The organism is Mycoavidus sp. B2-EB (assembly GCF_014218255.1).
Lineage (GTDB): Bacteria > Pseudomonadota > Gammaproteobacteria > Burkholderiales > Burkholderiaceae > Mycoavidus.
The window spans coordinates 396,672-415,833 of sequence record NZ_AP021872.1 but is presented as its reverse complement, the minus strand read 5'-3'; the positions used below and the strand labels follow the sequence as shown (position 1 = coordinate 415,833).

Sequence of the window (19,162 nt, the reverse complement as noted above, 5' to 3'; positions counted from 1 at the left end):
CAAAAAATATCGACCTATACCGAAAAACGCTTATCGTTTCAACAGAAAAAAATTAACGTGGTTAGAGCAAAAACGGGGAGCAATACAGCTCCCGACCAAACCATATAGCCTAAAAAGCTCGGCATCCGCACCCCATTAGATTGAGCAATTGACTTAACCATAAAGTTAGGCGCATTGCCAATATAGGTGCTCGCCCCCATAAAAACGGCGCCCGCGGAAATCGCCACCAAGGTTGTCGCTCCTTCATGCATGAGGTGAGCCGCATTACCACCGGCCGTATTAAATAGCACTAAATAGGTCGGAGCATTGTCAAGAAACGAAGAAAGCAACCCAGTCATCCAAAAATACATTGCATTGATCGGCTGCCCCTGCTCATCGTTGACTAACTGTGTGACAAAACCCAAAGCACCCGCCTGACCCGCACGCAAAATCGCAATCACCGGCGCAATCGTCACAAAGATGCTCGCAAAGAGCTTTGCTACCTCCGCAATCGGCTCCCACGTGAACGCATTGCCTTCGCGAGCTGATTTTGGGGTACAGCGCAAGGAAACAAAAATCACCGCGAGCAAAAATACGTCACGCAGCAGATTTTGTAATGCCAGTGGTGTGTCCAATAGATTAAAAGAAATCCCAGGCTTCCAAACACCGCTCATTAAAACCAGTCCAATCACACATATAAGCAATATAAAATTTATTTTGCCCTCGATCGTGAATTGAGCTGAGTCAGGCGTTGGATCTAGAAAAGGCACACGTTCTTCTTCGCGGTGGTAAAAATAATACCGTTCAAGCAAGTAGAACAACGCTAGCAACACAAGAGTGACAAACAACATGGGTTTAAATAAATGCGCCGTCGTCCAGAAAAACCCCACGCCATTCAGAAAACCAAGGAACAGTGGCGGATCGCCAAGCGGCGTGAGCGCCCCTCCGATATTAGCCACCAAAAATATAAAAAATATCACCACATGCGCGACATGCCGACGATTATCGTTAGCGCGCAGCAAGGGACGAATTAACAACATGGCGGCCCCAGTCGTTCCCATAAAACTAGCCAGTGCCGCGCCCAGGGCAAGCAATGCGGTATTGACCCGTGGTGAACCATGTAAATTACCCCGCACACAAATACCGCCTGCCACCGTATAAAGGGCAGCGAGCAAGATAATAAAAGGCAGATATTCAGCAACAAATGCATGCACTACAATTTCGCTCGCCTCGCCTATGCCAAATAGCGCTGCGTATGGCAAAATAAACGCTAGCGCCCAAAAGCCAGAGACCTTACCGAAATGCTTATGCCAAAAAGCAGCCGTCAAGAGTGGCAACAATGCAATTGACAGCAGCATACCCGCAAACGGTATGCTCCATTTAGCGGACAAGACTGGGACAGCCAATGAAATATCCATCCTATTTTCCTAAGGGCCGGTTCATAATCTTTTAAGCAAAAGAGCAAGAAAGGCAAAGTGTATAAATTGCAAGCTGATGTTGAGCTTGCGTTCACAGTTTTTCCAAAGCCTACGGCATTTCTCAAGCCAGGCTTATATCCTCCTCAGAAGTTATTGCTCCAGCGTTTTCTTCGAAAGATGCTGTGATACTTTCATGATCTCGATACGCTGACACTGCTCCACGCTGCTTCAAGAGTTGCTCATTCACCTTGCTTAAACCTCTCACCCCCTGGATGAAAGTGCCAAACGTGGTAAGCGGATGCCCTGAACTCCAGCATAGACTCGCCTTATATTGATCTTCCTCTTTGATAATCTGCCACTGCCGAACGAATCCCTCGCCATCGCCAGTCGCTAAATAATGGCCGTTAGACGCCTCTTTCCAGGCAACGCTCCTCACCATCCCATTAAAACTTTGAATCGTCATCTGACACCGACCGGTTTCCACGTCCCACAAGCGCACTGTCCTATCGCCACTACTAAAAACGATCTGATCACCTTTTGGTGAATACACAAGGCTAGTAACCCCTTTATTGTTAATGCCAATATAACCTGTTTTAGGGACACGTAAAATACGGAGGCAAGCACCATTCTTCACGTCCCACAAGCGCACAGTATTGTCATTACTGCCTGAAGCGAGCTGATCCCCTTGCGGCGAATACACAACTCTATCAACAAAACCACGATGGCCGCGTAAGATGTGGATGCGCTCACCGGATCGCACGCCCCACAGACACACCGTACCATCCGTACTGCCGGACGCGATCTGCTCACCGTCGGAAGAATACGTTACCTTCAAGGCCGAGTTGGTATGTCCGCACAAGGTGAATCGGAGTTTACGAGATTGCACATCCCACAGACGCACTGCATAATCCGCACCGCCGGAAGCAAGCTGCTGACCGTCGGGAGAATACGCAATATCGCAAACCGTAAGAGTATGCCCGCTTAATGTGTCGATAGACTGACCAGATTGAGCGTCCCACAGATGTATAGTGGAGTCCTCACCGCCAGAGGCAATCTGCTGGCCGTCAGGTGCATACACAATGCAAGAAATCGAATGGGTATGTCCACTTAAGATATGTTCGAGTTGACCAGACCGTGCATCCCATAGACGCACCGTGTTGTCGCCACTGCCCGAAGCGATCTGCTCGCCATTAGGCGAATATATAACACACTCAACTTTACGGGTATGCCCGCTTAGAGTGTAGTTAAGCTGACCGGACTGCACATCCCACAGCTTCACTGTATGGTCATAGCTACAGGAGACAATCTGTTGGCCGTTGGGCGAATATGCAACACAGTAAACTGTCTCGCTATGGCTGCTTGAGGTATGCTGCTTATACTGGCCGATTTGCGCATCCCACAGCCGCACTGTATGGTCGTCACTACCAGAGGCAAGCTGCTGGCCATCAGGCGAATATACAATGCACCGAACTAAGTCAGTATGCCCGCTTAAAGCATAATTAAGCTGACCAGATTGCACGTCCCACAAATGTATTGTATTTCCCGAACTGTAAGAAGCAAGCTGCTGACTGTTGGGCGAATACACTACTCCACGAATCGGACTGTTATTGTTTAAGTTGTGAATAAGTTCACCGGATTGTACGTCCCACAAACTGACTCCTGATTCCCAATCGTAGGAGGCAATCTGCTGATCGTTGGGCGAATATATAAATCCTCTAAACTTGCCTAAACTTAAGGTGCGGCTAAGCTGACCAGATTGCACATTCCACAGCAATATATTACTAGAACTGCGGGCAGCGATCTGCTGGCCGCTGTGTGAATATATAACCTCATAAATAGGTTTGGTATGGTTTAAGGCGTAACGAGCAACCGCAGTTTCTACATCCCAAAGCCATACTCCACCCTCAGTGCAGAAGGCGATTTGCTGACCGCGAGGCAAATATATAACCTTATCAACAGGTTCGGTATGGCATAAGGTGTAAAGAGTAGCCCCAGTTTCTACATTCCAAAGCCGCACTGTTTGATCTTTACTGCCAGAAGCAAGCCGAACACCATCCGGTGAATACATAACGCTATAAATCTTATCGCTATGACCACTTAAGGTGCGACTAAGCTGACCAGATCGCATATCCCACAGCCGCACTTCTGTGTTTCCATGCTTTATATCGTATTTAGTATCAACGTAAGTGGCAATTTGCTGACTATTAGGAGAATATAACATTATCCTATCATGGTCCCAATAACCCTGTTCATGGTCAGATAAGGTGTAGATTTTCTCCCAACTCAAGACATCATACACGTTGATCGCGTATCCAAGATTCACAGCAAAGGTTTTTCCGTCCGGCGAATAAACGCACGACCTCACAGAGCTCTCTTCTTTCAGATAAGGCCATTCTCCAAACTGCACGCCCGCCATCTGCGCGCCGCTTAAATCTGCCTGCCGCAGCCAGCTCGCATAAAGATTGGTACCACTCAAATCCGACCCTTGCAGCTGTGATAAATCAAACACACCATAACTCAGATCTGCTCCAGGTATCCTAATCCCCTTTAAATCCGCTCCGTTAAACTGCACGCCTGCTCTAACCAATATCGTAATTGCATTCGCCGCACCCACAGTCACAGGAAAGCTAGGGTCTTTAGAGGATTCTATCCAGGCATGCAAATGTGCTTTAAAGCTAGGATGCTGCTTAACCCGTTCTGCTAAAAAATCGAGAATCAGCGGTTCATCCACCAGTAAGAATTGATTGAGCGCCGCATTAACGCCCGGCTGAGCGCTGTTAAATTGCGGCCCACAAATCGCTCGCGCCACACAATAATCCTGGATCGATTTATGGATAAAGCGATAGTGTTGCCCTTGGTGAATCAGCGGAGCGTTAAACAGTAATAAACGTTTTTCTGCATCCTTTTCATTAAGGTACGTCCGCCAGGCTTCTGGAATAACGTCTTCCTTTTCAGGGTCATAGAAGGCCTGTACAAGACGTTTTTGAGTTAGAGCCATTGCCATCTCTTGGCTCGCCCTTAACCCTTTTTCAACCAGACTCTGCCCCAACTTACATCGAGCCTTTTCCTCTTCAGAGGTCAATGTAATATGCAGCAACCGCTCTTCTGAGCGGTTCCACCAACGTGATATAAATGCGTCATACAGTGCAATACGAGTGACCGGCCCTGACTTGCTTGCGGTCAAATCGGGCAAAAGATCGAGCGCCATCCGCAGTAAAAATGGACGGCGGATCGCTTCTTTTAAAGTCGGTAAATTATTTAAGGCATCCTGGTATCGTTTTAGATTCCATTCAGTGCGTTCGGTATGCCGAATATACTTTTGAATATATGCGGTGATCCAATCATCTGAAGTTGGCGAAAGCCAATATTCTTGCAAAGCCGAGGTTTGACCACGTTTCTGAAACTGAATGCGATAATTTTTACCAAGATACTCGGGGCGTGAACTAATAATAACTTGCGCATTCTTCCAGTGATCGAGCTTATGCTGCGTATAAAATGCTTGCGTACGATCTTCAATTTCATCAAAGCCGTCTAAAATAAAAACTAGCCTTTTTTCTTTACGAAGCAGAGCAATCTCTTCTGGCGAAAATTCTTGCTCCAGCAAATAGCTCTCTATTAAATCCTTACAAGACGGCGTATGTTCGGCAAGCGCAATAAAAATCGGGATAGGAGCCGTAGAGGATGGTTGATACTCCCCCCAGAGCGTGCGTGTTAACTCTCGATTAAAGGTCGATTTACCTGAACCCGCCTCACCAAGCAGCAAAAGCACTTTTTTGTTGGATGATAAGAAATCGCGTACTTTTTCAATCAGCGTAAAAGAGATTTTGCTATCCGCCGTTTCTTGTCCTTCAGAGGGAATATATAACGTCAGACCGTCTCTGATCTCATCGACTTCTTCGAGCACATTAAGGTAGGCCGCTCTTAGCTCTTCAATGTGGGGGCCTAATTGGGCCAAAGGCTTATAACGCGTAGCCTCTGCAGAGACATTTAATTTTTCAAATATTAACCTGGCATTTGAATCGGAAGCCGTTAAGAAGAAATTCGTTGTGACGGTATGGTTCTCTCCATAGAGTTGATTGCTCACTACACAGTTTTCGCTGGCTTGCACAATGCTCTGCCCCTCTCCCCTCGCCTGCTCATGGATTGCATCGATCTGTGTCAGCAGCTTGGAGGAAGTTGAGGTGTTGGAAGTTTGGGGGATTTTCGAACCTGAAACGGGCAACATGCTCACAGCTCCTCTTTATATTTTATGTTTACTTGTCTCAGAATACACAGTTAACAATCCAGCTTCACCAAATAAAACATCTTGCTCCAAAGCGGGCACATAGGCAACGCCAAAACTTTCGAAAGTATTCGAAGTTTTCTTCGCGTAATTCTATGTCAAATTTGCTTCGGAAAGCCCATGCTTAATTCGCCTTAATACGGCCTAAAAACCCGTAGTTTTTCGATTGTTATTGCCTGACCAAGGTCAAGCGGGGAACCGTAGTAACGGAAGAAAGTTGAGACCACGAGAGTGATTCACTGACGCTCAAGCCAAATGCAGCTAAGATTCTGAATGTTTGTACGCACTTCGACCATGTATTAACCTTGAAGAGCTCGTGCTAACCCCTTCTAAGAGCCTATTCATAATCTTTTAAATTTGAGAAGATAGAATGTGTTGTGATGCCTAAACATTGGGTGGTCGAGAGATCTTTTGCTTGGCTTGAAAAATGTCGTAGGCTTTGGAAAGATCTGCGCATCGTTTAATCAAGTGAAAACAAAGTACACTGGTATGCTTCGCCAATCTGCTAAGATTTAGCGCACTTTAACAAGGTTTGGCTATTATATTGGTTGGATAGCTTTAAAACCATTATGCTCTTTGTAAGGAGATGAGCTGCATGACTCATGTAGTAACTGAAAATTGTATCAAATGCCGTTATACCGATTGTGTAGACGTGTGTCCTGTCGATTGCTTCCGCGAAGGCCCTAATTTTCTTACAATTGATCCTGAAGAATGCATTGATTGTGCCGTATGCGTTGCCGAATGCCCAGCCAACGCAATTTACGCGGAAGAAGATGTACCTGGCGAACAACAACAATTCATTGCGCTGAATGCAGAACTTGCTAAACATTGGCCCAGCATCACCAAAACCAAAGCACCGCTGTCTGATGCCGATGATTGGAAAGATAAACCCAATAAGTTGCCATTGCTTGAACGATAAGGTGTGCTGGCGTAACGCAAAGCACTCGGCTATGGATTACGCTTACGCACAAGCACAGGATTTTTGTTGACAATTTCTGAACCCATCAATAGAATAGCGGGTTCTTTTCCCCGATAGCTCAGTCGGTAGAGCGACGGACTGTTAATCCGCAGGTCCCAGGTTCGAGCCCTGGTCGGGGAGCCAGATTTTAAAAGGCTTGCAGCGATGCGAGCCTTTTTTATTTGCTCCGCAATTTGGAGGTAGGATCAGTTTTTTGGATAACGCTACTCCGTAAGACGGCCCTCTATTTACCTCGGAAGCGCACTCAACGCCCGAGGCATAGAAAACGAAAGAGAAAAGTTTTTAGCTTGGATGTTTTAGCTTGATATAAGCTTGTCCGTTTTTGGGATTAACTGAGAGCTGATTTGCGTCCAGTTTTCCACCCGTGCTGACAAGACCGGCAAGATGGTTAAACTCAAGCCGAATATCCCGCGAGATAGAGCCATCCTCGATACCTTTCCGGTATAGAGATAGAGAGTTGCAAAGGAGAGTTAGGCTTGTTTCTAATGCACTTCGCAAAGCCTCCCCCGTCTTCTGACCAACAGCATTAACGAGCATTGCTGGGACATAGGTTGGCGTGAGGGGTAGGCGATCTGCCGCCGCAATACTCAATTCCTTGCGGACCTGATTTTTTAGCTCATCCGGCAGTAAGTTATAAGCATCCACCAACCGCTTCCCTTTCTCTACATCTAAGGGTGTCACACGCAGCATCGCACTTAAGCGCGCCAGCACTTCACGATCCGGATCATTATCCTTAATTTTCAACCATTTACTGCGAGTATCCACAATATAGTTAATCGCAGCCCGCCCGTTCTGATCCTTTAAAAGCTTGCATGCGTCATAGGTAAGCTGCATATTCTCGAACGTCGCTTGGTTAAGCACCTTTGAACCCAGCGCAAATTTATGGCCGAGTGCGCCTGCCACATCACACAGATGGACAAGCCACGCAAAATCAAACGCTTCTGGTTCATTTTTAAGTCGCTCGTCTTTTATACCAGCAAACATCCGAGCCCCTCCTTCCAGGTGAGTAATATGGCCGAAATGAGCGAGATCCGCTGTCTTTTTAAGCAATTCTTGTGCTGGCTTAGGCAATGCTTGAAAGCTCGGAAGGGTTTTCAGGGCTGAATCTGACTCCATTAACTGCGCATAAAAATCGTCGTGGTCAACAGCTGTAATTTCGTAGCGGCGAAGTTCGTCGCGCAGCTTGGTCGATTTTCCAAGATCGCCCATCACCAGTGCAACTTCTAGAGTGCGCCGTAAGACACCAGGTTCCCACCTATGTTTGCCGTTATAAACGGTTTCAAGGTTTTGATAAAAATCGTGAAGTTTCTGAAAGCTTTCCCGCGACAGTTTCAGTTCATTCTGAGAACCAATAAACTCCTTATAGGCATCGTCATTACCGCGGATAACCCAGTCTAAGACACGTAAACTTTGAATACTACGATTTAATTCTGGATACGAGTGGCCCTCAAGTTGCTGGGATGGCAATACCTGCCCGTCGATACTTAGCGTAGCGTCTTTATTACCTTCATTGGCACCGTCATTGGTTACATGAGCATCGAGATCTGCAAGATAGCTCAATTCCTTCTTATATTCTGTGTAAATTGTCTCAACAAATGTAGCGTCGCTAGCGTTGACGGATGAGGTCTGAGTTTTGTTCGATGCGGAAGGCATCAAAGACGGCAGGCTACCTAATGAGCTATGGTTTGCATGGTAAGCAGAAAGTGAATGCTCAGGCCTATTTTGAGCAGAAAGAGGGACTGTCAATGGAGCTAAACTAGGAGATGCTGGGGGTAGTGCGAATGTAACCATAGTTATTGTCCTTCCAAGGGTTTGGGGAAATTTTTAGGCATGGAGCCAACCATGAACACGGCTCCAACGTAATATTGTTTGCTAACAACATATCACATCTCGACATGTCATTGCACAACAGAATCTACCAGATGCAGCACTCACGCTGTGTCTAACGGTGAAGTTGCCCCTCTCTCTCGCAGACAGTAAATGGATGTGAAATTATTGTGTAAGTCGGCCTAAACCCTAGGCAAAACAGAATCCATTGTGCAAAGCTCCAGACCACCTAAGTCATGTAGAGAGTCATCAGGCTGAATGTGGTTTTTTTGCGAATGTTTCCTTTCAAAATGGATAGGTAAAACCAGCCCCAGTCGGCACAAACGTGGCATCCGCTACCCACCACTGATTCGGCTCATCGGCAACAAATTGACGCTTCACCAGGCGTCTTTCGAGGCTTGCTCAGCATTCACTCGCTAGCTTGCCTCCACGTTTAAATATGAAAACAGTCCTTGACAATTAGTGAAGATGAACTACTTTAATATCACCAGTTAAAAGCAGTGTGCTCACCAGTGGTTTGTGAGAGTTTCGCCGTTAAGAGTGAATACACAAACTCTGTGTATAAGAAATTAAAAGAAAAATTTAGCCGAACAAAAAGCTAAGTGGCAAGTAATAAATTAAGCAGAAAATATTTGAAATATTTTTTGGGTGTGAGGCAATGATCGAAAATCGAGTTTTGATTACTGGGTCCAAGGGACTCATTGGTAACGCTCTCAAGAGCTGTTTAGAAAGACTTGGAATACAGGTCGTTGGAATGGATATTGACTATCCAACTCATCATGAAGCGTATGGAGATATACGTGACTCTAAACGATTTGAAGAGTTAGCTGCTCAATGTATAGGTATCGTACATCTGGCAGCCGTTTCCAGGGTCATTTGGGGTGAAAGAAATCCAAAGCTTTGCTGGGAGATTAATGTAAATAGCACAGATAATATGCTTAAAACCATTAGAAACTTATCTAATCAGCCCTGGATTGTTTATGCGAGTAGTCGTGAGGTCTACGGTCAGCAAACGCGGTTACCTGTTAGTGAGGATGCAGATTTATTGCCGTTAAATATTTATGCACGCTCCAAACTCTTTGCCGAGAATTTAGTATCAAAATACCGGGAACATGGCTTGCAGACCGCGACGGTCCGTTTTTCAAGTGTCTATGGATCGGCCGATGATCATGTTGATCGAGTGATTCCAGCTTTTTGCCGCGTAGCTGCATTAGGTGGCGTGATGCGGATTGAGGGAAAAGATAATATCCTTGATTTTACACATATTGATGATGTGGTGGATGGTTTGATCAAAATCATTAAAAAATTACAAGAGGGTTGCATGGATTTGCCCACCATACATTTTACGAGCGGACGCGCTACAACCTTATGGCAAGTAGCAGAACTGGCAAAGAGAGCCAGTCACTATTCAGTGAAATATATGGAGGCTCCGTCACGTACCTTTGATGTTTCCAGTTTTTTGGGTAACCCTAGGCTTGCGCATCGCTTATTAAATTGGAAAGCAAAAATACCACTTCAGGATGGGATTGCAAGATTGGTTGAGCAATATATGCAGGAAGCGGAATTAGACGAAGTCGATCAGTGCTATTCAGTGCGATGAAGATCTTAAAAGTCATTCATGGATATCCACCTCTCTATAATGCGGGGTCAGAAGTGTATAGCCAGCTGCTATGCCATGGTTTATCAAAAAAAAATGAAGTCTGTGTTTTTACTCGTGAAGAAAATTCTTTTGCTGTAGATTTTAGGTTAAGAGTATCATCCGATACGCTTAACCCATCTATCAAATTAAATATTATTAATATTCCATCTGATAAATTCCGTTATTGCTACCAAATTCCACAGGTAGATCAAATTTTTTATAATTTACTTTTAGAATTTAGACCTGATATTGTTCATATTGGTCATTTAAGCCATCTATCAACCTCTTTGATTTTAGAGATTGTCAAACAGAAGATACCGATTGTTTATACCTTGCACGATTATTGGTTAATGTGTCCACGTGGCCAATTTATTCAGCGCAACCCTGCCCCGCACGATGAATTATGGGCGCTATGTAATGAACAGGTTGATCAGAAATGTGCGCAGCGATGTTATGCCGGTTATTTTTCAGGGGCTGTATCTGAAAAGGAAACTGACGTTGCCTATTGGGCAGACTGGGTCAATCGTCGTATGCGTCATATGCGAGAGATCAGCCAATATGTAGATCGTTTTATTGCCCCCTCTCATTACTTATATGATCGTTTTACCAATGAGTTTAACTTAGAAAAAGACCAGGTCACTTATTTGGATTATGGTTTCTCATGCCATCGTTTAAAGAATCGTTGCCGTATTCCAGATAAAATATTTACCTTTGGGTATATTGGCACACACATTCCAGCTAAGGGAATTCAACATCTAATTCAAGCTTTTGGTTTGTTAGATGGAGAGTGTAAGCTAATTATTTGGGGGCGGCCACGGCCTCAAAATACAAATGGATTATACGCTATTGTTTCTGAATTAAATCAGGCCAAGCAAGACAACATAGAATGGCGTTCTGAATACCGTAATGAACAGATTGTACAAGAGGTATTTAACCACGTTGACTGTATTGTCGTCCCCTCTATCTGGGTAGAAAACTCTCCACTTGTCATTCATGAGGCACTGCAGGTCAGAGTTCCGGTGATTACTGCGGATGCAGGTGGTATGGCTGAATATATACAGCACGAACAAAATGGCTTGTTATTTGAGCATCGTAATCCATATAGTTTGGCTGAACAAATGCAACGGTTAGTGAATGAACCTGATTTTTCAAAAAAATTAGGCGCAAGAGGATATCTGCAATCTAAAGATGGAAATATCCCACCATTAGATAGGCATACAGAAGATATTGAATTCATTTACCGGCAGTTGCTTCATTAATTCAACGATATTTAAGTTTTTTTAACTATTTGGCACAGGAGGGGCGACATGGATAAATTACCTGGACCATGGCGTATTACTTTTGATACCAACCCGGATGATTGCAATTTGTCCTGCATCATGTGTGAAGATCATTCACCATACAGTACGACAAAATATGAAAGAAAGAGTGCAGGTCTTCCGAAACGGCGTATGTCGGTTGACCTAATTAAAAAAATTTTGGCTGAAGCACAAGGTACGCCTTTACGTGAAATTATTCCATCTACAATGGGCGAACCACTGATATATCCATATTTTGAAGATATTATTCATCTGTGTCATGATTATAATCTTAAATTAAACCTTACAACGAATGGCACATTCCCGCGTAAAGGCGTTAATAAATGGGCAAATTTACTGCTTCCGGTCACTTCAGATGTAAAAATTTCTTGGAATGGTGCAAATAAAGAAACTCAAGAAAAAATTATGCTGGGTACAAAATGGGAAAAGGTCGTGGATAATCTTCAGAAATTTATTCAGCTTCGAGATGAATATGCCTCTTCCCATGAAAATTATTGCCGAGTGACCTTACAGTTAACGTTTCTTGAAACTAATTTTCATGAATTAGCGGATATTGTCCAACTAGGGATTAAATTAGGCGTTGATAGAATTAAAGGGCACCATTTATGGGCTCATTTTTCTGAAATTAAAGATTTATCGATGCGACGGAATACACAGGCTATTGTGCGTTGGAATCAAGCCGTTACACAAGCACAAACCGTCGCTGCTTCCCAATTATTACCTAATGGTAAAAATATTCAACTGGATAATATTTATGCACTATCCGAAAACGCTATGGAAGATTTACTGCCTGGCGGAGAATGTCCTTTCTTAGGACAAGAAGCATGGGTTGCAGCCGACGGACGCTTTAGCCCGTGCTGCGCGCCTGATAAGGACCGGCGTAAATTAGGTGATTTTGGTAGTTTGGCGGATCAAAAATTAGATGACGTTTGGAATAGTCAATCATACAAAGCACTTGCCACCAACTATATGCAACATGCAGTGTGTAAAAGCTGCAATATGCGTAAATCCGACGTTGCAAAAACAACGAGTATGCTGACAAGCACGATCGGAATTCCCATTGTCAGGGCGTCCGTATGAATCCGCTACAGTGGCGCGAAACGAGCATTGCACCGTGCGAAACTTTTCATGTATTAGAAGGTAAACCGTTATATTCGCAGCGCTTTTCTCAGGTCCTAAAGTATCATGAACCTGGCCTAGCCCCGGCCCGAAATCAGCACAGTGCTTTTCATATTGATATGCAGGGACATCCTGTTTATCTAAATCGTTTTATTGAAACCTTTGGTTTTTATGATGGATTAGCGGCGGTGAGAGATGCGCAAGGTTGGTTTCACATTACGCCAAACGGTGAAATGCTTTATCCAACGCGATACGAGTGGTGTGGTAATTTCCAGGAGGGTTTATGCCCCGTCAAAGATAAAACGCACGCTTATTTTCATATTGATCGAAACGGCAACGCCGTCTATCCCCAGAAATATGTCTATGCAGGCGATTTTAAGGATGGCATTGCGGTGGTTTGTAATGAAAAAGGATTACATACGCACATTGATGAGCAAGGACGCTTACTGCATGGGAACTGGTTTCTTGATTTAGATATTTTTCATAAGGGATTGGCGCGTGCACAAGATGAGCGCGGATGGTTCCATCTCACCAAACAGGGTAAGGCCCTCTATCCGCAACGTTATACCATGATTGAGCCTTTTTATAACGGAGCCGCTAGAGTTGAGAGCGCTAATGGCGAACGTGCAATCATCCATACCAGCGGTAAAAAAATTACGCAGTTGCGTCCTGCGACCCCACTTTCATGGCAAACACTATCCGCCGATATGGTGGGGTTTTGGCGAACTGAGACCCTTGCCACTGCTGTGCAACTCAAAATATTTAACCTTTTGCCGGGCACCAGTGAAGGGATTGCCAGCATGTCAAATCTGCCAAAGCCTCGAGTTGAGCGTTTATTGCGTGCATTGTGGGAATTAGATCTACTTTATTTTGAAGGCAATCATTGGCATCTAACCGTTAAAGGCCAATGGCTAGTCCCCCAAGAGCACAGTTTTCTGGCCGCGGCAGCGCGTATGTGGTCGGATGTTAACGCTCAGGCATGGAGGCGGTTACCGGATGCGATGCGCTCCAACGATATCCCCCTGCCCTCTTTTAAAGTGACGGCCTCCGATGCTCAGCTGCACAATTATCATCAAGCACTTGACGGCTATGCGCTGGAAGATTTTTCTGCCTGGCAGGCGCCTCAAGATTGGTCACTTCATCAAAAATTGATTGGTGTAGGCCGCGCGGCCAAAATTTGGCTAGAACAGCTTTTGAAAAACCACCCCCACCAGCAGGCCGTCCTCTTTGGCGAGAGTTATATTTTCAAGCATTTAAATCTCCCGCCGGAAACAGCCCAACGCTATAGTTTACAAGAGCATTCAATTCTGCAAGCCTGGCCACAAAAAGCGGACGCGATTCTATTGCCACGGGTATTGCACTATTGGTCTAACCAGGAAGCGGTTCAGATCCTCATTCATGCTCGGCGGGCTTTATTAGAAAAGGGCAAGATCTATATTTTCGAAATGTTATTAGCGGAAGACTGCCCAGATGGCAGCCTGCTGGATTTAAATATGCTGGTAGAAAGCGGGGGGAAATTGCGATTTTTAAGTGAATGGAAGAATCTCTTATCAGACAGCGCGTTGCAATTAATAGAAACCCATTCAATTACCCCCTGGATGCAATGCTTGATCGTACAAGCAGCGGCCTAAACAATCTGATGGAAACCATACAGGAAACTTTTATAAAAAAAGGCGTGAGTGTGGTGCCAAGGCTTTGCCCTCGTCATCAAGCAGAATCGATCTATCAGAAGATTTTTGAGCAGATTGATCACTGTGCGAGAGAAGTGGGGTGCGATATAGAGCGCTATTTAAGTAATGTGAGTCGTTGGGTGGATCCCTCACCGGTCACGCAAAGTATTCATACTTGGGCGAACGTATTTCTAAAAAATAGACTCAATGAAATTATGGGACAAGAAGTCGAGCTAAAAAAAACAAATATCATTAGCAAAACGGCTTATGCCAGTCGAGCGGTCCCTTGTCATCAAGATATTTCGTATTCACCCGATCAGCCTTACGAGTTTTCATTATGGTTTGCACTTCATGATGTGACGCAAAATGATGGCGTGATGGAATTTTTACCTTATAGCCATCATGCCGAAATAGCCTCTGCCGTTGATTTTTGGCAGCCTAATTTTATCGATAAGGTTGCGCGATCCTCAGCGTGGAGAAAAAACTCTATCCATTTACCGGTTCAGGCGGGAGATGCGATTCTATTTGATTCACGTATTTGGCATAGAAGTGCGGATAGTCAGTCTCATCATCTCCGTTTTGCGATTGTCACCCGCTGGTGCCGAGCAGATTATAAGCCGCCGCCCCATATTCCAGAAAAAATCCCTGCTGACTTTGGTATGTGGAATTGTGGCCAACTCACTGAAGCGCTACTGAAACAAGGTTTGGAAACTTGCTTTCAGCAGGCCATAACAGCCGATTTAGCCACCTATATTCGGGCTTGGAACGTTAAGCTTACGCAACGTGAAAAAATTCCTTTCCCCGTGGATTTTATCCACGCCAAGCAATCGCTTGATGATTTATTGATATTACAGCAAGCCTCTGTCTTACATAATGGTGGGGATGCGCAGGGTATTGTTTACCCTAAGCTATGGACTCACTTACTGGAACCGCTCTCAAAATGGCTCAATAAAATTAAAACGGAACAGACAAGTATCTACCATGATAGACCTTAGAAGCGATACGGTGACACGACCTTGTGAGCAGATGCGAAAGGTTATGGCCCAAGCTCCGGTAGGAGACGACGCATATGGCGAAGATGAGAGTGTTAACCGCTTGCAAGATGCTTGCAAACATCTTTTTCGAGTCGAAGATGCACTGTTTGTCACCAGCGGCATGATGGCGAATCGTTTAGCCTTTATGTCGCAAACAGTGCCAGGTAATGAGGTCATTACTGAATCTAGTTATCACGTCAATTTTTTCGATAGCGCGCCGATGGCCGCGATTGCTGGGGTCGTGATGAATCCGTGCCGCACACAAGATGGCATTTTGCGCTCGGCAGATATTGAATCCGCCTTGGACTCAAAACAACGCTATGCTTACTTTGCGCAGCCGAAATTGGTGAGTATTGAAAATACGATTAATAGTTGGGCTGGAAAACTATTTCCCTTTGAGACCTTAAAAAATGTGTATAGCCTTACTCAACAAAGGGGGCTACGGCTGCATTTAGATGGGGCGCGGCTATTCAATGCACATATTGCGACTGGCATTGCGTTGCATGATTATGCCCGCTATACCAATACTTTATCGGTATGTTTTTCAAAGTCGCTTGGCGCCCCCTATGGCTCGATGTTAATGGGAAGCAAAGAAACCATTGATAAAGCGCGGCACTACCGCTTATGGCTCGGGGGAGGTGCGCATCAAATTGGGATGCAAGCGGCTGGCGCACATTATGCCCTCCAACATAACCTTAAGCGTTTGGCGGAAGATCATCAGTTAGCTCGTTACTTTGCTAAACGGCTATTAGTCGTGCCAGGCATCAAACTTAATGATGAAGTGGTAGAGACGAATATGGTGCAATTCACTTTGGATCGTAAGGTGGAGGATGCGAATGCGTTTTTGCAAGGTTGTGCAGCACAAGGGGTGCTACTTTTTCCGTGGTTACCTGGCGTTATTCGGGCGGTAATCCACAGCCCCATTACGCTACAGCAACTTGACCAGGCGGTTTCTGTCATTCAAGAAAATCTGAAAATTGCGCTCATCAATCGATAGCCTACAACTTGGTGGCACGAATTGAGCGGCTGTCAGAGATGCTATGAAAAAATATAGGATAGATCTATTTAGCGATACGAATACCGATCCGGTGCCAGCGATGCGCCGCGCGATGTGTGATGCGGAGGTCGGTAACGAAGTGGCGGGTGAGGATCCGACCGTCAATCAATTACTAGAAAAAGTCTGCGCCTTATTGGGTAAAGAGGCCGCCATGTTTCTACCTTCTGGCACGATGTGTAATGGCATTGCATTCCGCGTGCTATGCCAACGCCCGGGAGATTTGATTATTCTCGATCGGACCGCCCATCCGCTGACTAAATCTGCTGGCCTGATCGCCGGCTTAGTGCAAGCACAACCTTACGTGATCGATGGGGTCCGCGGTATATTTTCCGCTCAACAGATTGAATCTATCATTGCCGCGCCAAGCGGCTACAATCTTGCTCGGCCTCGGATTGTATCCATCGAGCAAACCACGAATCTGGGAGGAGGAGCGATTTGGCCGCTCAAAACCATTGAGGGAGTATGCCAACTGGCTCATTACTACGAGGTCAAAACGCATATGGACGGCGCACGTCTACTCCATGCAGTGGCCGAGACAAAAATTCCAGCCGCTGATTACGCACGGCATTTTGATTCTGTTTGGATCGATTTCTCAAAATGTCTTGGCGCCCCGATGGGCTCTGTTTTGGCGGGAACGCAAGCATTTATCGATGAAGCTTGGTACTACAAATTTCAGCAAGGAGGCGGCTTACATCAAGCCGGGATACTCGCTGCGGGCTGTCTCTATGGCCTTAAGCACCATTTACAAGAGCTGCCTGAGTTACATGCGCACACGAAGCAACTTGCCACATTATTGAGCCAGCTTTCTTTCCTGGACCTAAACCTGGAGGAGGTGCAAACCAATATTATTATTTTCGAAGTTCGACATCGCTATTTATCCGCACTTGATTTTGAGCAACGTTTACATGAGCAAGGGATTCGAGTGCTGGCGCTTGATCAAAGGAGAATTCGCCTCATTACGCATTTAGAAATTTCAATCTCGGAGATTGAAGTCATTTTTACAGCAATCCGCACAATAGGTGAAGAGCCTTTAACGATGGGGGCAGCTTAATGACAATTTCCTGGAGGGAGATCATTAGATTTTTTAGGCCATTTCTTAAACCCTATAAAATCAATTTATCGCTTCTTTTATTGCTCCCTCCGTTATGGTGCTTGGCCGAGACGGCTGCACCTTATGCGATCAAGCTCATTATTGATCAAATCTCATTAAAGAATTTGAACAAAGAAGAAATAAAAAATATTATTGAACAAACAATATTAATTTATGCTGCATTGATATTGATTCTGGAGTGCTCCATTCGCATTTGCAATGGAATCTGGATCAAAATTTTGCCAGATATCAAGGCTGACATTCAAAGCAAGGCGCTTGAGTTTATCCATAATAAATCTTTAGATTTTATCTTTAACCAATTGGCTGGAGACTTGGTTAATAAATACAGAAACTTGACAGATTGTTTTGAAAAAATGGCTAGAATATTTTTATATGGAATCTACCCAACAGTATCAGCATTCTTTTTCTCACTTATTTTTATAGCTTATATTAACATATACTTTTCCAGTATATTTTTGCTGTGGTTTTTGGCAATGAATATTTCAACCTGGATATTTTTTAGAGCAAGTATTGTTGCCTCAAATCAACAATCAAAAATTCAAAGTAATTTGATCGGATATGTTGGAAATTTAATCCAAAACGCAATGACTCTTTTTACTTTTTCACGCACTCGATTAGACGATAAAAAATTCTATGATTTATGCCGACAGAACGCTGAGGCGGCCAGGAAGTACGAATTAATCACCTGGAGAGCGGACAGCCTGCGTAGCCTATTGTCCTGGGTTTTACTGGTGAGCATGATGATTTTTTTGGGCGTGGGTTGGCAAAAATCATGGATTAGCCTTGGTGATTTCTCATTCGTGACGGCTATTTGTTTTTATGTGCGTCGATCAGTATGGATGACTTCATTGCAATTTGCTGAGTTTTGCAAAGAAATGGGCGTGATGCAGGACGCATTAGCATTTGTTTACGGTGTGCAAGCCACGCATCAGATGCCAAATCTAGTGGCAATGCCACCATTGACTGATTTTTCAAAATGCATAATACATTTTGACCGCCTTCAGTTTAGCTTTAATCAAGATCAATCCTTTTTCAAGGACTTAAATCTAACGATCTCAGCGGGTCAAAAAATAGGGATTGCCGGCCAGTCAGGTGCAGGAAAAACTTCACTGGTTCATTTATTGTTGCGCCTGCATATCCCACAAAAAGGAACCATTCTGTTAAACGGACAGGATTATCGGAATTGGCCGACTGAAAAATTGATGTCGCTTTTTTCGTACGTTCCTCAAAATGTTTCATTACTACACCGCTCAGTCTTCGATAATATTGCCTTTGGTAAAGAAAATGTATCTCGGGACGATGTTTACCAAGCCGCTAAAATATGTTTATGCGAAGAATTTATTCCATTTTTAGAAAATGGCTACGATACGATCGTCGGTGAAGGTGGCTATAAACTTTCTGGTGGGCAACGACAGCGTATTGCGTTAGCTAGAGCCTATCTCAAGCAAGCGCCTATTTTCGTATTGGATGAGGCGTTATCAGGACTCGACCCAAAATTGGAACAACAACTGCTAGAGCAACTGTGTCAGCACCTCGAGCATCATACAATTCTAATGATCTCCCACCGGCCGACAGCATTGTTGAAGATGGATCGAGTTCTCACCCTTCATCACGGTGAAATAATTCTTGATAGATCTGCTGATGGCTTAACTGAAAGCAAAATCTGGTCAGCTCAGGGTTGAAAATCCTGCCTGCAAAACATTTTATCTGCCTGGGTAATCCCCCCAC

At 44.7% G+C, this 19,162-nt stretch carries 12 protein-coding genes, 1 tRNA gene and 1 pseudogene; 10 read left to right on the top strand and 4 right to left on the bottom strand.

Translation table 11 applies throughout. The features are described 5' to 3' along the window. Positions 1-38: 38 nt before the first annotated feature. The 3 genes and pseudogenes from MPB2EB_RS01865 to MPB2EB_RS08480 all read right to left on the bottom strand — a co-directional run bounded on the left by MPB2EB_RS01865 (position 39) and on the right by MPB2EB_RS08480 (position 5,622). Positions 39-1,397 carry a sodium:proton antiporter gene (locus tag MPB2EB_RS01865; RefSeq protein ID WP_185182180.1) on the bottom strand — a complete coding sequence of 453 codons (1,359 nt, stop codon included), beginning with the start codon at positions 1,395-1,397 and terminating at the stop codon, positions 39-41. 21 nt (positions 1,398-1,418) lie between these two features. Next, a pseudogene (locus MPB2EB_RS01860) lies at positions 1,419-1,529 on the bottom strand (IS5/IS1182 family transposase); the annotation flags it as partial. Then, positions 1,519-5,622: an NACHT domain-containing protein gene (locus tag MPB2EB_RS08480; RefSeq protein ID WP_370576609.1), complete on the bottom strand. Its 4,104-nt coding sequence runs from the start codon at positions 5,620-5,622 to the stop codon at positions 1,519-1,521. The pseudogene MPB2EB_RS01860 and the gene MPB2EB_RS08480, both read right to left, overlap by 11 nt. A gap of 652 nt (positions 5,623-6,274) precedes the next feature. Here MPB2EB_RS08480 and fdxA point away from each other — a divergent pair. Continuing rightward, positions 6,275-6,598: a ferredoxin FdxA gene (fdxA, locus tag MPB2EB_RS01820; RefSeq protein WP_185182179.1), complete on the top strand. Its 324-nt coding sequence runs from the start codon at positions 6,275-6,277 to the stop codon at positions 6,596-6,598. Between the two features lie 107 nt (positions 6,599-6,705). Next, positions 6,706-6,781 (top strand) — tRNA-Asn (locus tag MPB2EB_RS01815). Positions 6,782-6,940: 159 nt separating this feature from the next. Here the strand turns inward: MPB2EB_RS01815 and MPB2EB_RS01810 are convergent. After that, positions 6,941-8,449 (bottom strand): hypothetical protein, encoded by a 1,509-nt coding sequence (locus MPB2EB_RS01810; RefSeq protein ID WP_185182178.1) that lies wholly within the window; start codon positions 8,447-8,449, stop codon positions 6,941-6,943. Between the two features lie 694 nt (positions 8,450-9,143). Between MPB2EB_RS01810 and MPB2EB_RS01805 the strand changes: the two genes are divergently transcribed. The 8 genes from MPB2EB_RS01805 (at position 9,144) to MPB2EB_RS01775 (ending at position 19,116) form a co-directional block, all read left to right on the top strand. Beyond that, positions 9,144-10,085 (top strand): NAD(P)-dependent oxidoreductase, encoded by a 942-nt coding sequence (locus MPB2EB_RS01805; RefSeq protein ID WP_185182177.1) that lies wholly within the window; start codon positions 9,144-9,146, stop codon positions 10,083-10,085. Then, on the top strand, positions 10,082-11,383 hold the full coding sequence (locus MPB2EB_RS08465; RefSeq protein ID WP_198422341.1) for a glycosyltransferase: 1,302 nt from the start codon (positions 10,082-10,084) through the stop codon (positions 11,381-11,383). Before MPB2EB_RS01805 ends, MPB2EB_RS08465 begins: the two co-directional genes overlap by 4 nt. Positions 11,384-11,431: 48 nt before the next feature. Then, a complete protein-coding gene (locus MPB2EB_RS08460; protein WP_198422340.1) occupies positions 11,432-12,523 on the top strand; it encodes a radical SAM protein in 1,092 nt (363 codons plus the stop codon). Further along, positions 12,520-14,193: a WG repeat-containing protein gene (locus MPB2EB_RS01795; RefSeq protein WP_185182176.1), complete on the top strand. Its 1,674-nt coding sequence runs from the start codon at positions 12,520-12,522 to the stop codon at positions 14,191-14,193. Before MPB2EB_RS08460 ends, MPB2EB_RS01795 begins: the two co-directional genes overlap by 4 nt. A gap of 8 nt (positions 14,194-14,201) precedes the next feature. Further along, positions 14,202-15,227 (top strand): phytanoyl-CoA dioxygenase family protein, encoded by a 1,026-nt coding sequence (locus MPB2EB_RS01790; RefSeq protein WP_185182175.1) that lies wholly within the window; start codon positions 14,202-14,204, stop codon positions 15,225-15,227. Positions 15,228-15,270: 43 nt separating this feature from the next. Continuing rightward, complete coding sequence (locus MPB2EB_RS01785) at positions 15,271-16,263, top strand: low specificity L-threonine aldolase (RefSeq protein ID WP_232534456.1); 993 nt, start codon at positions 15,271-15,273, stop codon at positions 16,261-16,263. Between the two features lie 43 nt (positions 16,264-16,306). Further along, positions 16,307-17,374, top strand: coding sequence for a low specificity L-threonine aldolase (locus MPB2EB_RS01780; protein WP_185182173.1), 1,068 nt, complete (start codon positions 16,307-16,309; stop codon positions 17,372-17,374). A gap of 101 nt (positions 17,375-17,475) precedes the next feature. Further along, a complete protein-coding gene (locus MPB2EB_RS01775) occupies positions 17,476-19,116 on the top strand; it encodes an ABC transporter ATP-binding protein (protein WP_185182172.1) in 1,641 nt (546 codons plus the stop codon). Positions 19,117-19,162 lie beyond the last annotated feature (46 nt).

Coding starts and splice junctions, on each gene's coding strand:
- MPB2EB_RS01865 (WP_185182180.1), bottom strand. CDS start 1,397: ATGGATATTTCATTGGCTGTCCCAGTCTTGTCCGCTAAATGGAGCATA.
- MPB2EB_RS08480 (WP_370576609.1), bottom strand. CDS start 5,622: ATGTTGCCCGTTTCAGGTTCGAAAATCCCCCAAACTTCCAACACCTCA.
- fdxA (WP_185182179.1), top strand. CDS start 6,275: ATGACTCATGTAGTAACTGAAAATTGTATCAAATGCCGTTATACCGAT.
- MPB2EB_RS01810 (WP_185182178.1), bottom strand. CDS start 8,449: ATGGTTACATTCGCACTACCCCCAGCATCTCCTAGTTTAGCTCCATTG.
- MPB2EB_RS01805 (WP_185182177.1), top strand. CDS start 9,144: ATGATCGAAAATCGAGTTTTGATTACTGGGTCCAAGGGACTCATTGGT.
- MPB2EB_RS08465 (WP_198422341.1), top strand. CDS start 10,082: ATGAAGATCTTAAAAGTCATTCATGGATATCCACCTCTCTATAATGCG.
- MPB2EB_RS08460 (WP_198422340.1), top strand. CDS start 11,432: ATGGATAAATTACCTGGACCATGGCGTATTACTTTTGATACCAACCCG.
- MPB2EB_RS01795 (WP_185182176.1), top strand. CDS start 12,520: ATGAATCCGCTACAGTGGCGCGAAACGAGCATTGCACCGTGCGAAACT.
- MPB2EB_RS01790 (WP_185182175.1), top strand. CDS start 14,202: ATGGAAACCATACAGGAAACTTTTATAAAAAAAGGCGTGAGTGTGGTG.
- MPB2EB_RS01785 (WP_232534456.1), top strand. CDS start 15,271: ATGGCCCAAGCTCCGGTAGGAGACGACGCATATGGCGAAGATGAGAGT.
- MPB2EB_RS01780 (WP_185182173.1), top strand. CDS start 16,307: ATGAAAAAATATAGGATAGATCTATTTAGCGATACGAATACCGATCCG.